Raw genomic sequence first — 13,852 nt, 5'->3', positions numbered from 1 at the left:
GAGAATAGGATGACTAACATCGTTTTTATTGGGGCCGGCTCTATGGCTGAAGCTATTATTAAAGGTTTATTGGAAGAGGAGAAAGTTTCTCCAAGCTCCATTTGTGTAATGAACAAATCAGATGAAAAGCAGCTACACTATTTAAATGCTAAATATAAAATCGAAATTATGTGTACAAAGAAACTAGCATTGCAGAAGGCTGATCTCGTATTTCTTGCTATGAAGCCTAAGGATGCGATTCAGGCTTGCAAAGAAATCGCTTCATTTTTGAATAAGCAAGCAATTGTTGTATCAGTCATCGCTGGTGTTTCCATCAAAACAATTGAATCGTATCTTGGAGATAGACCAATTGCACGTGTTATGCCGAATACTTCTGCTTCTGTTGGTTTAAGCGCTTCTGCCCTATGTTGGAATGAGAAAATAAATAATGTAGCAAAAAAGGAAATTATTAATCTGTTAGAATCTATTGGAACTGTCAAGGTAGTCCAAGAGGTGGATATGCATGTGATTACGGCCCTTTCTGGAAGTGGACCTGCTTATCTATATTATTTTGCCGAACAATTTGAAGCAGCCGCCGTTCAACATGGATTAAGCCAGGAAGATGCTCGTCAATTATTTATCCAAACAATGAAAGGTGCAGCATATATGCTCATGAAGGGCGAAGATGAGCCTGCTGAGCTTCGAAGAAAAGTAACGAGCCCAGGAGGAACTACAGAAGCAGGCATTGAACAACTAATGTTCCATAAGGTTGATGAAGCTATTTTTGCGTGCATTAGTGCTGCACAGCAAAAATCACGTACTCTTGGGGAACAATTTGAATGAACCATCAGCTATTAGAATATATGTAATTGAAAACAACTAGACAGCTCTCTGTCCATCACCGCTTTAACAGGAAATGGGCAAAGAGCTGAAATTAGACATTATACAGGTTTAAGTATGCGTAAGTCTGCTGATCCTTCTTTAATTTTATATTCTATCCAACTTGCCATTTATACAACTAAATTCATTAAAATCATCCGCTATATAAATAGGGAAATTATATTCTGAAACTTGTACTGCTAGGTTTTTAATATCTTCTGGCATAAAGCGAGCACTTATATGATTAACTATCAAATTCTTTGCCCCTGCCTTCTCACAAACATTTGCTGCATCAACGATTGTTGAATGACCATACTCTCTTGCAAGCTCCTCTGTTCCAGTATCAAAGGTACCCTCATGAATTAAAACATCTGACTCCTTCGCTAGGAGAATAGAATTTTCACAATATCTCGTGTCACCTAATACTGCCAATTTAAATCCTTCTTTCGGCTCTCCCGTTACTTCGGAGCTTCTAACAACATTACCATTAGGCAATTCAACATCTTGACCAGATTTTAATAAGCGTAATAACGGCCCTCTAGGAACTCCTAATGCATCTGCTTTCTCAATTAATAATTCAGGTGCCAGCTGCTTTTGAGTTACTCGATAACCAAAACAAGGAACAACATGCTCAAGAAGTCTAGCCTCTACTATGAATTGTTCATCTTCAAAGATAATCCCCTCTTCAATTTCAATGATTTTTAGAGGATATTTTAAATGTGTTTGAGACGTGATTAAAGTGACCTCTACCCAATCTTTAATACCTTTTGGGCCGTATATAGTAAGAAGTTCGTCTCCACCTAAAAAGGAGCGCGATCCTAGTAGCCCAGGCAGACCGTATATATGATCTCCATGGAGATGAGTGATAAATATCTTTTCTATTTTTCGAGGCTTTACTGTTGTTCGAAGAATTTGATGTTGAGTTGCTTCTCCGCAATCAAACATCCAGTTTGAGCCTCTCTCTTCTAACAGCTTCAAAATCATTGAACTAGTATTACGTTGTTTAGAGGGCATACCTGCTCCCGTTCCTAAAAATAATATCTGCATATATTTCCAACTTTCATTATTTATATATTAACTATATATTATTTTACCATTTGACCCAATTGTAACAAAGTAGGATCCACTTGAGCTTTTCTCATCCTCTATAATTTAGTGAATCAGCAATCGTTCTATTTAACACGACATAAGATAATACTCTCTCTTAAGCCATTTAATTATATAAAAAAACCGTTAAACAAGTTTTGAACTCATTTAACGGTTTATTATTAGTGAATGTCACGCTTTTTGAAGCTTCCACCTCGAACCTCTGCTACATCTGTTATTACTACAAATGCACCTGGATCTTTTTCTTTGATAATCGTAATTAGTTTGTTTTCTTCCATTCGGGTAATTACACAAGTGACAATATCCATAGTCTCGTTAGTAAATCCTCCTCGGCCACTAGAATAGGTAACCCCTCGGCCAAGCCGATCTTGTATTGCTGCACCAATTTCTTCTGAATGTTTACTTACGACACGTACAGATTTTGATTTTTCTAAACCAACTTGAATTACATCAATAACGATTTTGGCAATATAATAAGTGGTTGCAGAGTAGAGGGCACTTTCAAGACCATATATAAAGCCAGCTCCAATGAAGATAAAAGCATTGATAAATAATATAATATCTCCTACAGAAAATGGAACCTTTCGAGATACTAAAACTGCCAAGACCTCGGCACCATCTAAAGCGCCACCATTACGAAGTACAATACCAATCCCTACTCCAAGCATTACCCCTCCAGATAGTACAACTAGTAATGGATCATTTGCACTTAAAATCGGGTCGATATGATGCAACAAGACGGTTGATACAGAAAGTGCAGCTATACCAATAATACTTAGTAAAGCAAAGGTCTTTCCAACCTGCTTGTAGCCCAAATAAATAAAAGGAATATTTAATACAAATAGTAGTATTCCAAGAGGAATATCAAATAAATAATTTCCCATAATACTGACACCCGTTACTCCACCATCGATAACCGAGTTTGGGATTAATACTGCTTCTAGTGCATAGGCAGCGATTACTGCCCCTATAATTATCATTATTATACGACCTATAGTTTCCGGTGTTTTGTTTTTTTTCATTTACTTGTAAAACTCCCTTATAAACAAAGTTAATTACTTATATATATAAACTCTTAAGTTATTTTCTATTATCGTGATCATCTAAAAAATCTTTACTAAAGCTAGTTTTCGATTCTAAAGAAGGATTTTTTTTAATCTTCATCCCGCGTTTTATGATAGTCTTACCAAATTTATCTTGAAGTTGTTCGACGAGCCTCAAGATAGGTTCCTCTTTTGCGTGCTCTTCAAAGTTAAAGATAGACAATTGCTCCATCGATTCTCCCTTATCAAATACATTGTTAACAGTGACCCCTAATAATCGAATTGGTTCATCCTCCCAGCTAGATTCAAATAATTGAATAGAGAGTTGTGATATATCTTCTTCTTTAAAGAGCCGATTGATAACCGTTTTGCTTCTCGTTTTATTTTTCCAGTTGGCATCTCTAATATGTATAGTGATAGATCGACCAGCTAAATTTTTAGAATCTAACCGTGATGCTACTTTACTGGACAATTTTCTGAGAACTTTTCGAAGCTCATCTATATTTGTTTCATCATAAGGTAAGGTTGTGGAATTGCCTACGCTCTTTGTTTCGAAGATAGATTCTGGGTCTACCGCTCGATTGTCTATTCCATGTGAGCGATTGTGAAGTCTTGTTCCCGATTTTCCAAGTTTCGACTTTAGTAAGTCAGGATTAGCGTTTGCTATTTGTCCGATCGTTTTAATACCCAAGGATTCTAATTTATTGGATGTGCTTTCCCCAACTCCATGCATTTCAATTACGGGTAAGGGCCATAGCTTATGTGGAACTTCCCTTTTTCTTAAAACAGTAATTCCCATTGGCTTTTTCATATTGGAGGCTGTCTTAGCTAAGAATTTGTTAGGGGCAATACCGATGGAGCATGGTAAATCTAGTTCCCGGATTATTCGTTGCTGAATAGACTTTGCAAATGCAACTGCATCTCCATCCATATCAACATCGGACACATCCATATAGCCTTCATCAATGGAGACAGGCTCTACCAATTGCGTATACGAGCGAAGAATATCAAACATTGCTTTCGAGGCTGCTCGATACCTTTCAAAATTAGGAGGTAATAGAATAAGCTCTGGACACTTCCTTTTAGCTTCCCATACAGACATAGTTGTATAAATTCCTTTAGCTCTAGCCTCATAAGAACAAGTAACTAAAATACCTCTTCGTTCTTTTGGGTTTCCAGCCACTGCTATCGCCTTTCCTTTTAAAGAAGGGTCATGGGCTTGTTCCACAGAAGCATAAAAGCTATTCATGTCTAGATGAAAGATAATTCTGTTCTGTTTAGTCAAGTCCTTTCACCTCTTACATAACTATATTTTCATCTCAAAAGACGAAGGGGAAAAAAGGTAGCTACTAGTTAGCTACCTTCCGACTGTTAAATCGATAGACAGGGCACCCCTTTTGTCTAAGACTACACGTTATTTACTTCTAAATTTTCTTCTTTTTTTGCATTTTCTAAGTAAGATTGTATATCTTTTATACCATCCAGTGAGCGAACTAAAATAGAAGGGTCCACAATTGTAATCATTCTGTTTTCTAAATTAGCAATATTTGTGAAGTATTTTGTCTTCGCATAATTCATTAAACCAAGCTGTTTTAAAGACTCGGCTGGGACATCTAAAATTTCCTTTGCCTCTTTAACGAGAATTCCCACAGACATATCCTCCGTATGCATAGTTACTACTCGGGCATTTTCATTCAAAAGACCACTCTGATTATAAAGAATTAGCTCAAAATCTATAATTGGAACGAGCTCGCCTCTTATTTTCATCAATCCAATCAAATATTTTGGTAAATGAGGAATTGGATTAACTTTTTCTAATTTTTCGATAGACACTACATGATCAATGGAAACAGCATATTCTTCGTTTCCCGATTGAAACACAACTACTTTTTGAGAAGACATGGATGAACCTCCTGAGCTCTTTATTCGGCAGCTATCTTCACGATTTCTACAAGTAAATCTGCTAGTTTTTCAAGCTCCAACACTGGCATTCTTTCGTTGGTAGTATGAATTTCCTCATAACCCACTGAAAGAATTACAGTTGGCACTCCAAACCCAGCAATTACGTTAGCATCGCTCCCACCACCGCTTGTTTTTATATCGGCTTTTCTACCTATATTTTCAACTGCTCGCTTCGCTACTTCAACAACCTGATGGTTATCCTCAAAACGGAAACCAGGATACATAAGTTGCGTTTCTGTAGTTGCTTTCCCACCGAATTGCTCTGCCTTTTCAGCAAATGTATTTACCATATGCTCAACTTGAGCGTCTAATTTTTCTCGGTCAATTGAACGTGCCTCTGATAAAATATGAACTGTGTCGCATACAATATTTGTAGCTTGGCCACCTTCAAAGCGACCAATATTGGCCGTAGTTTCATGATCGATTCTTCCTAAATTCATTGCGGAAATCCCTTTTGCCGCTAGTGTAATTGCTGACACACCTTTTTCTGGTGCAACACCAGCATGTGCAGTCTTTCCAGTAATGGTTGTCCATAGTTTTGCTTGATAAGGAGCTGCAGTGACAATGCCCCCTACTTCCCCATCACTGTCTATGGCATATCCATATTTAGCAGATAGCATAGAAGGATCCATTTCTTTCGCACCGACTAGTCCACTTTCTTCACCTGCAGTTATAACTACTTGAATCTCACCATGCTCAATAGACTGCTCTTTTAACCGACGTATTGCTTCAAATAAAGCTGCAATTCCAGCTTTATCATCAGCACCTAGAATCGTGGTACCATCAGAATAGATAAAGCCATCCTCTTTTAAAATTGGTTGTATGCCTTTACCTGGAACGACTGTATCCATATGTGTAGTGAAATAGATAGGGTCAGCAGTTACCTTATTTCCCTTCAAAGTAGCGATTAAATTACCTGCACCATGCCCGGTTCTTTCAGCTGAATTATCCTCTATAACCGAAAATCCAAGCGACTCTAACTTATTTTTTAAAATTGGCGCAATTACTTGCTCATGCTTTGTTTCGGAATCTATTTTTACTAGTTCAAAAAATTCCTCTATTAAACGATTCATCTTATAAAAGACTCCTTTATAATGGGATATTCCCGTGTTTTTTCTTAGGTCTAGTTTCTTTTTTGTTTCGCATCATCTCAAGCCCTTGTATTAACTTTATACGAGTCTCTCGAGGATCAATAACATCATCTACCATACCCATGGAAGCTGCTACATACGGATTTGCAAATTTTTCACGGTATTCCTCGATTTTTTCGGCACGAACTTGTTCTGGATTGTCGCTTGAGGCAATCTCACGCGCAAAAATAATGTTCGCAGCGCCTTGTGGACCCATAACCGCAATTTCTGCATTTGGCCAAGCAAAAACTAAATCTGCACCAATTGACTTTGAGTTAAGAGCTACGTACGCCCCACCATATGCTTTACGTAAAATGACAGTCATTTTGGGAACGGTTGCTTCTGAATATGCGAACAAAATTTTTGCTCCATGACGAATGATTCCTCCATGCTCCTGCTTAATGCCAGGGAAAAAGCCGGTAACATCCTCAAACGTTATTAAAGGAATATTAAAGGAATCACAGAATCTAATAAAACGTGCTGCCTTATCAGAAGAGTCGATATCAAGACCACCAGCCATAATCTTCGGTTGGTTACATATCAGTCCAACAACTTCACCTTTTATGCGAGCTAAACCAACAACTATATTTTTTGCAAACTCCTTATGTACCTCCATAAAGGTGTCTTTGTCAACCACCTGCTCAATTACTTTACGAATATCATAAGGACGTATTGCTTCAAAAGGTACTATATCAGCTAAATCCGGTCTATCATCGCTGCTTTCCTCTACCGCTACTAATGGCGGTTTTTCCTCAAAGCTTTGTGGTAGATAGCTTAGAAGTAGTCTTACACTCTCTAAAACCTCTTCTTCTGTTTTCCCACGGAAGTGTGCATTTCCACTTATTGTATTATGTACTTTTGAACCGCCTAGATCTTCAGAAGAAATCTTTTCCCCTGTAACTGTTTCAATTACCTTAGGTCCAGTTATAAACATCTGGCTAGTTTCATCTGTCATAAACACGAAGTCCGTAATTGCTGGAGAATATACAGCTCCTCCTGCGCAAGGCCCTAATATAACAGAAATTTGAGGGATAACTCCACTATAAATAGCATTACGATAAAATATTTGGCCATACCCATCTAAGGATACTACTCCTTCTTGAATCCTTGCACCTCCTGAGTCATTTAAGCCTATAAACGGAGCACCATTCTTAGCCGCTAAGTCCATAACGTTTGATATTTTAAGTGCGTGCATTTCTCCAAGTGCACCACCAAATACTGTGAAATCTTGTGAAAAAAGATAAACAGGTCTACCGTTTACCTTGCCGTAGCCCGTAACTACCCCGTCCCCTGGGCCCTCTTGCTTATCCATTCCAAAATCTACAGTTCGATGCTGTATAAAGGGATTAAGCTCTACGAAAGAACCTTCATCTAGCAAAAGGTCAATTCGTTCTCTAGCTGTCAACTTCCCTTTTTCATGTTGCTTTTCAATTCGATCGTCTCCGCCACCTAATTCAATTTTACGTTTACGATCATATAGATCATTTATTTTTTCATAGATATCCATCGGTTACTTCGCTCCCCCTGATTTATCACATAATTCATACAAAACTCCGCCAGATGACTTTGGATGTATAAAGGCAACCTCTGCCCCTCCAGCTCCTCTTTTAGGAGTTTCCTGAATAAGGCGAATCCCCTTTTCCTTTAACTCATCTAGTCTCTCTTGAATATTCTTTACTCCAAAAGCGACATGGTGAATTCCTTCACCTCTTTTTTCGATGAATGTATGAATTGTACTTGTCTCATCAATTGGCTGAAGTAACTCTATCTTGACATTCCCACTGTCTATAAAAGCTACTCTAACTTTTTCTGAATCTACTTCCTCAATATGTATAAGTTTTAAGCCTAAAATATCTGTATAGTATGGTAAAGAGTTTTCTAAACTTCTTACAGCAATCCCGATATGGTCTACCTTTTCCATTGTTTACACATCCTCTATTGTTTGACTATTCACTATACTATTGTACATATATTACAAAAAAAAATCTCTACCTCTTGTGCATTTTTTCAATTTTGATAAAATAGGATTACAAGCTAAAGGAGAGAAATTAATGCGCAATCAAACATTTCGTAAGATTATCGTTTATCTCATGATATTTGTAATGGTAATGTCCACATTATTGTTCGGTCTGAGCTTCGTCCTATAGGAAATTTAAAAACAGCGGTAGCAATTTATGCTTCCGCTGTTTTTTTGTATTAGACTTCCTCGCAATACTCTTCGAATAATGCTTGAAGATGAGTAATAACAGAAGTTGGTGCGTGACCTTCTATTTCATGACGACCAATTTCAGCAACTGCTTGTCCATCTTTTAATAAAACAAATGATGGAGAAGAAGGTAAATGTTCGTCTCCAAACATATTACGTGCTTGTTGTGTAGCTAGTTTATCTTGTCCTGCAAAAACAGTTACTAAATGATCTGGGCGTTTATCGTAATGTACAGCGTTTGCTGCAGCAGGACGAGCAATCCCTCCAGCACAACCACAAACTGAGTTTACCATAACAAGAGTTGTACCTGTTCTAGCAAAAGCAGCTTCCACTTCTTCTGGGGTAGTTAGTTGTTCATAGCCACTATTTTCCATTTCACTACGCGCTTGTATAATCATATCATTCATTAGTAAGTTAAAATCCATATTCATTTTACAACTCTCCTTTTCAAACTAGATTTAGTTTATCAGATTATTGATAAGAATTCGAGGAAAATAACTCCTCAATCGCTTGCGAAACAGTCATTTTCTCTTCTCTCACTTGCTGTTCTAACAGTTTCATCCTCTGCTTTCTCTGAATGGAAGAAAAAAAGTCATCATATAAACGATTCACTATCATCTCATTGAACCAATTTACAGTTTGCTCTTTTCTTCTATTTTGCCAGAAATGCTGTTGTGTCATCTTTCCTTCGAAGCTATTAATGGTTTCCCATACAAGGTCCAGCCCCTTTTTGTGTAGAGAGGATACAGCGAGTGCTGGTGTTGTCCAATTCGGAGCGGAAGGTGCTAGGAAATGCAATATTTGTTTATATTCTGCAACCGTTTTTTTAGCTAAACTTTCGTTATGTCCATCTGCTTTATTGACAACGATTGCATCAGCGAGCTCCATTATGCCTTTCTTCATCCCTTGAAGTTCGTCACCAGCTCCTGTTAAGGCTAGAAGAAGGAAGAAGTCTACCATCCCTCGAACAATCGTTTCACTTTGTCCTACTCCTACTGTTTCGACTAGTATGATGTCATAGCCGGCAGCCTCACATAGTAGCATAGTCTCTCTAGACTTTTTATGCACTCCACCAAGTGTTCCCGCGGAAGGAGATGGCCTTATAAAAGCATTCGGATGCTTGGCTAGCTCTTCCATCCTTGTTTTATCCCCTAGTATACTTCCTCCGGTGAGGGAGGAACTAGGATCTATTGCTAATACAGCTACTTTATGACCTAAATCACATAACATTTTTCCGAATGCTTCTATGAAAGTACTTTTTCCTACACCAGGCACCCCAGTAATACCAATGCGTATACTATTTCCTGTGTATGGAAGCAACATTTTCAAAATTTGTTGACCTATCTCTTGTTGTTCCGAGGAAGTGCTTTCAATAAATGTAATTGCCTTTGCTAAATGTAAGCGTGAGCCTGCTTGAATCTCGTGATTGTAACTCTGAATGTCAATAGTAAGAGATTTCTTCTTTGAAAACTTTTTTACAGAGGACTTGCCCATACCATCGTGCTGAGATATAATACCACCCTTGACATGTAGAGAAGATGTTACTTTATCCTCATCAGCCATTAGCCTTCCACTTCCTCGTAGCCAAGACGTTTATAGATCTCCTCTATAACCTTTTGAGCTGCAACTGGAATAACTGTTCCTGGACCAAAAATAGCTGAAGCACCATTCTCACGTAAAAAAGCATAGTCTTGCGCTGGGATCACTCCACCAACGACGATTAAAATATCTTCACGTCCTAGTCTTGCAAGTTCCTCTTTTAAGGATGGAACGAGGGTCATATGCCCTGCGGCAAGAGAACTTACTCCTACTACATGCACATCATTTTCTACTGCCTGTTGTGCTGTTTCAGCAGGAGTTTGGAATAATGGACTAATATCTACATCAAAACCTAAGTCAGCAAATGCGGTTGCGATTACCTTAGCACCACGGTCATGTCCATCTTGTCCCATTTTGGCGATTAAAATACGAGGACGTCTTCCCTCGTTTTCTTTAAAATCTTCTGCCATTTGCTTCACTGATTGAATTTCTTCAGCATCACTAAAATTAGCACTATAAACTCCACTCACGGAGCGAATCACCGCCTTATGTCTCCCTGCAACTACCTCAATTGCATCCGATATTTCTCCTATGGTCGCTCTTTGTCGAGCGGCATTTACAGCTGCAGCTAAAAGATTCTCTTTGCCTGTTTTAGCAGCTTCCGTTAAAGCTAATAGAGCTTCCTTAACTGATTTCTCATCTCGATTAGCTTTTACACTTGCCAAGCGTTCCATTTGTTTTTGACGAACGACAGTATTATCGATATTCAAAATATCGATTGCATCCTCTTGATCTAGGCGGTACTTATTTACCCCTATGATAATCTCTTTGGATGAATCTATTTGTGCTTGTTTTTTAGCAGCAGCTTCTTCAATTTTCATCTTAGGCAGTCCCGTTTCAATTGCTTTTGCCATTCCACCCAATTCTTCAATTTCTTCTATTAATGTCCATGCTTTTTCCATTAATTCATTTGTTAATGCTTCTACATAATATGAACCGCCCCACGGATCTATAACTTTTGTCATATTTGTTTCTTCTTGTAAGAAAAGCTGTGTATTTCTAGCTATTCTCGCCGAAAAATCTGTAGGAAGAGCTATTGCTTCATCTAAAGCGTTAGTATGCAACGATTGAGTATGTCCCATCGCAGCAGCATTTGCTTCCACAAGTGTACGTGTCACATTGTTAAATGGATCCTGCTCAGTGAGACTCCATCCAGATGTCTGCGAGTGGGTACGTAAAGCTAAGGTTTTTGGATTTTTAGGATTAAAGCTCTTCATCATTTGAGCCCATATTCTTCTAGCCGCTCTCATTTTAGCTATTTCCATGAAGTAGTTCATACCGATTGCCCAAAAGAAAGAAAGTCTTGGAGCAAAAGAATCTATCTCAATTCCTGCTTTTATACCTGTACGAACATATTCTAATCCATCTGCAAGTGTATACGCTAACTCAATGTCTGCAGTGGCTCCTGCTTCCTGCATATGATATCCGGATATGGAAATAGAGTTGAACTTTGGCATATGCTGTGCAGTGTATGCAAAAATATCAGAGATTATTTTCATGGACATTTCCGGTGTATAAATATAAGTATTACGCACCATATATTCTTTTAAAATATCATTTTGAATTGTACCAGCAAGCTGTTCTGGAGTTACACCTTGTTCCTCGGCAGTTACAATATAAAAAGCCATAATGGGCAGCACTGCGCCGTTCATCGTCATTGATACAGACATTTGGTCTAAAGGAATACCATCAAATAGAATTTTCATATCCTCAACCGAATCAATCGCCACACCTGCTTTACCAACGTCACCTGTCACTCGCTCATGATCGGAATCATAACCTCTGTGGGTTGCCAAATCGAATGCAACCGACAAACCCTTTTGTCCCATAGCTAAGTTTCTTCTATAAAATGCATTACTTTCTTCCGCAGTTGAAAACCCTGCATACTGTCGTACTGTCCAAGGTTTAGAAACATACATAGTAGGATAGGGTCCACGTGTATTAGGAGCTATACCAGGTAAATCATTTAAATGTTTTAACTTTTCTATATCCTCCTTTGTATATTCTTTCTTCAATTTTATACCTTCATTGGACACAAAAGATGTGTTGTCATTTTCTGCATGCTTTCCTACTGCTTTTTTTAATACGTCATCTATAGACACAGCTTCGTAATTAGGCGTTGTCATGTGAGCCCTCCTTTTGAGCTAATGCTAATAATTCCTTTCCTTTTACAAGCATTGATTGGCCAGCATAAATATATCCAGATAGACCAGCCTCAAGCCAATCATCATACTCTGCAAATTTCCCCGCTACATCTAACGGTACGGATAGCTTTTCGTTTAATAAAGCAGGCACTAGTCCAGCTGTCTGCTCATCACTTCCGACAAAAATCGCATATTGAATATTTTCATTGTTAATCCATTGTTGTAAATCAAATGGTTTTAAATTCTCTTGTGCGATAACTGGAGTTATTCCAATGGCATTCAAGTAGCCATTAATATAATCCATTCTTGGTTTATACTCCTTCAAAACTCCATATGGAAGTATAGCCGCTTTTAGCTGATATTGCTTAAAAGCTTTGCGCAAATGCTCAAATGGTTCTGCCAATCGTCTATAGTCGGATTGTATAACAATTTCCTCCAGTCCGTCCTCTGGATTAGCGTAATTATTCGTACCGATGAGAGATTTTTTACGGGTTGATACTGCTTTTAGCTGTAGCTCCCATTTCTCTGAAGCACGTTGCAGCAACATACTTTCCCTCGATTCTGGAGAGCTGTCCTTCATTAAATCTATAAAATATGCCCAAGTCTTCTCAACCAATTGCTTAGTCAATGACTCAATATAGTAAGAACCACCCGCGGCATCAATAACACGTTGAATATGTGTTTCTTCCTTTAAAACAAGCTGCATGTTACGGGCAATGCGCTTAGAAGTTGGAGTTATCTCGGAAAGATAATTATGTGGATAGCTAGAAACTATATCTGCACCGCCCAAAACGCTAGACAATATACTATTACCTGCACGCAATAGGTTTACATTAGAATCTAGAGCCGAAAAAGAGCGTAGAGAAGTTTCAGTATAAACTGGGATAGCATTGATATTTTCTTTTCCAAAGGCTTCGCCAAAAGCCTTCCAAAGCACTCTAAATGCTCTCAACTTAGCAATTTCCATAAAGAAATTTGTGTCGATAGAAAATTGCACAAATGCCTTTTCTTCTAGTTCTTCAATACCATTTAAATGTGCTAGTGTATCTGCTTGAACTAATACACTTGCTAGTTCACTAACTACGTCTCCACCAGCCTTATGTAGTTGGGTGCCGTCTAAATGTAATGATCTAGCACCTGTAAGCTTTCTGTCGGCTCCAATTATAAAGCCATGTAATTCGTCAAAGTGATCCAGAAAACTAGGATTATTTTCAACATCCAATAATACCTCATGTTCTTGGAACAGTATTTTTAGTTCTTCTATTTGAGAAGGACTCCATTCATGAATAGCATCGACCTTGTAATTGATCAAATCATTTCCTTTAGATAGGTTTTCCTTCATATCTACAATAATTTCTTCAGCTGTGTTTGCTGTAGAGTGCTGCGCGACCTTCCAATTAGCAGTTTCTTTAGAATGTCTTACTGTATTAGTTTGGTCTAAAGAAATATTTGTTAAGTCTGCCAATGTATAAAGCGGTTTCAAAATAATATCTTCTAAAGTTTTAGTTTCCAAAGATTCCAACGATTTTCCCTTTAATGATTTAATTGCAGCCTGCTCCCAATCAGCAAAGCTTGCTTCGGTAAAATTGGTTTGCTTCATGTCGTTTATAGTCATATGAACGCTTTCGCTTCCCCCTTGTATAATTATTGTTATATTTCTATTCTACATGAGTGCTTCATGGTAATAAAGTGATTTTGTCCCTTGTCAGAAAGTAACCTTTATTCAGGATATTAAATTCTTTAAGCAATTTAACTCTCCTTCTGCTCGCTAACGAACATACATATAATTTTAATATAGCCTTA

The 13,852-nt window shown here is 38.0% G+C and carries 13 protein-coding genes; 2 read left to right on the top strand and 11 right to left on the bottom strand.

The features are described 5' to 3' along the window. The first annotated feature begins 9 nt into the window (after positions 1-9). Positions 10-822: a pyrroline-5-carboxylate reductase gene (proC, locus tag D0S48_RS01650; RefSeq protein ID WP_151109631.1), complete on the top strand. Its 813-nt coding sequence runs from the start codon at positions 10-12 to the stop codon at positions 820-822. Between the two features lie 144 nt (positions 823-966). Here the strand turns inward: proC and rnz are convergent, their stop codons facing one another. The 7 genes from rnz to mce all read right to left on the bottom strand — a co-directional run bounded on the left by rnz (position 967) and on the right by mce (position 8,021). Then, complete coding sequence (gene rnz, locus D0S48_RS01645) at positions 967-1,905, bottom strand: ribonuclease Z (protein ID WP_151109629.1); 939 nt, start codon at positions 1,903-1,905, stop codon at positions 967-969. 221 nt (positions 1,906-2,126) lie between these two features. After that, on the bottom strand, positions 2,127-2,987 hold the full coding sequence (locus D0S48_RS01640; protein WP_144536156.1) for a YitT family protein: 861 nt from the start codon (positions 2,985-2,987) through the stop codon (positions 2,127-2,129). A gap of 58 nt (positions 2,988-3,045) precedes the next feature. After that, a complete protein-coding gene (locus tag D0S48_RS01635) occupies positions 3,046-4,293 on the bottom strand; it encodes a DNA polymerase IV (protein WP_151109626.1) in 1,248 nt (415 codons plus the stop codon). 122 nt (positions 4,294-4,415) lie between these two features. Next, complete coding sequence (locus tag D0S48_RS01630; protein WP_144536152.1) at positions 4,416-4,910, bottom strand: chemotaxis protein CheW; 495 nt, start codon at positions 4,908-4,910, stop codon at positions 4,416-4,418. Positions 4,911-4,930: 20 nt separating this feature from the next. Continuing rightward, the gene (locus D0S48_RS01625; protein ID WP_151109624.1) at positions 4,931-6,043 is read right to left on the bottom strand and encodes a M20/M25/M40 family metallo-hydrolase; all 1,113 of its coding nucleotides are present in this window, start codon (positions 6,041-6,043) and stop codon (positions 4,931-4,933) included. A gap of 16 nt (positions 6,044-6,059) precedes the next feature. Beyond that, a complete protein-coding gene (locus D0S48_RS01620; protein ID WP_151109622.1) occupies positions 6,060-7,607 on the bottom strand; it encodes an acyl-CoA carboxylase subunit beta in 1,548 nt (515 codons plus the stop codon). A gap of 3 nt (positions 7,608-7,610) precedes the next feature. Then, a complete protein-coding gene (gene mce / locus D0S48_RS01615; RefSeq protein WP_151109620.1) occupies positions 7,611-8,021 on the bottom strand; it encodes a methylmalonyl-CoA epimerase in 411 nt (136 codons plus the stop codon). A 130-nt stretch (positions 8,022-8,151) separates the two neighbouring features. Between mce and prli42 the strand changes: the two genes are divergently transcribed. Beyond that, positions 8,152-8,247, top strand: a complete 96-nt coding sequence (gene prli42 / locus D0S48_RS01610; RefSeq protein WP_151109618.1) for a stressosome-associated protein Prli42 — start codon at positions 8,152-8,154, stop codon at positions 8,245-8,247. Between the two features lie 49 nt (positions 8,248-8,296). Here the strand turns inward: prli42 and D0S48_RS01605 are convergent, their stop codons facing one another. From D0S48_RS01605 to D0S48_RS01590, 4 genes are read right to left on the bottom strand one after another with little or no spacing between them, the layout of a single operon-like run. After that, complete coding sequence (locus D0S48_RS01605; protein ID WP_144536144.1) at positions 8,297-8,737, bottom strand: BrxA/BrxB family bacilliredoxin; 441 nt, start codon at positions 8,735-8,737, stop codon at positions 8,297-8,299. Positions 8,738-8,777: 40 nt separating this feature from the next. After that, positions 8,778-9,869 carry a methylmalonyl Co-A mutase-associated GTPase MeaB gene (meaB, locus tag D0S48_RS01600; RefSeq protein WP_144536142.1) on the bottom strand — a complete coding sequence of 364 codons (1,092 nt, stop codon included), beginning with the start codon at positions 9,867-9,869 and terminating at the stop codon, positions 8,778-8,780. Beyond that, positions 9,869-12,031, bottom strand: coding sequence for a methylmalonyl-CoA mutase (scpA, locus tag D0S48_RS01595; RefSeq protein ID WP_144536140.1), 2,163 nt, complete (start codon positions 12,029-12,031; stop codon positions 9,869-9,871). The genes meaB and scpA overlap by 1 nt, the downstream gene beginning before the upstream one ends. Continuing rightward, positions 12,018-13,664: a methylmalonyl-CoA mutase family protein gene (locus tag D0S48_RS01590; RefSeq protein WP_151109615.1), complete on the bottom strand. Its 1,647-nt coding sequence runs from the start codon at positions 13,662-13,664 to the stop codon at positions 12,018-12,020. Before D0S48_RS01590 ends, scpA begins: the two co-directional genes overlap by 14 nt. Positions 13,665-13,852 lie beyond the last annotated feature (188 nt).

It is taken from the genome of Psychrobacillus sp. AK 1817, from assembly GCF_008807035.1.
GTDB classification, from domain to species: domain Bacteria; phylum Bacillota; class Bacilli; order Bacillales_A; family Planococcaceae; genus Psychrobacillus; species Psychrobacillus faecigallinarum.
Note: the sequence above shows the minus strand (reverse complement) of the source record. Positions and strands in the feature narration are given on the sequence as shown.

Bases quoted from the DNA above. Each gene is read 5' to 3' on its own strand.
- proC (WP_151109631.1), top strand. From the start codon at position 10: ATGACTAACATCGTTTTTATTGGGGCCGGCTCTATGGCTGAAGCTATT.
- rnz (WP_151109629.1), bottom strand. From the start codon at position 1,905: ATGCAGATATTATTTTTAGGAACGGGAGCAGGTATGCCCTCTAAACAA.
- D0S48_RS01640 (WP_144536156.1), bottom strand. From the start codon at position 2,987: ATGAAAAAAAACAAAACACCGGAAACTATAGGTCGTATAATAATGATA.
- D0S48_RS01630 (WP_144536152.1), bottom strand. From the start codon at position 4,910: ATGTCTTCTCAAAAAGTAGTTGTGTTTCAATCGGGAAACGAAGAATAT.
- D0S48_RS01625 (WP_151109624.1), bottom strand. From the start codon at position 6,043: ATGAATCGTTTAATAGAGGAATTTTTTGAACTAGTAAAAATAGATTCC.
- D0S48_RS01620 (WP_151109622.1), bottom strand. From the start codon at position 7,607: ATGGATATCTATGAAAAAATAAATGATCTATATGATCGTAAACGTAAA.
- mce (WP_151109620.1), bottom strand. From the start codon at position 8,021: ATGGAAAAGGTAGACCATATCGGGATTGCTGTAAGAAGTTTAGAAAAC.
- prli42 (WP_151109618.1), top strand. From the start codon at position 8,152: ATGCGCAATCAAACATTTCGTAAGATTATCGTTTATCTCATGATATTT.
- D0S48_RS01605 (WP_144536144.1), bottom strand. From the start codon at position 8,737: ATGAATATGGATTTTAACTTACTAATGAATGATATGATTATACAAGCG.
- meaB (WP_144536142.1), bottom strand. From the start codon at position 9,869: ATGGCTGATGAGGATAAAGTAACATCTTCTCTACATGTCAAGGGTGGT.
- scpA (WP_144536140.1), bottom strand. From the start codon at position 12,031: ATGACAACGCCTAATTACGAAGCTGTGTCTATAGATGACGTATTAAAA.
- D0S48_RS01590 (WP_151109615.1), bottom strand. From the start codon at position 13,664: ATGACTATAAACGACATGAAGCAAACCAATTTTACCGAAGCAAGCTTT.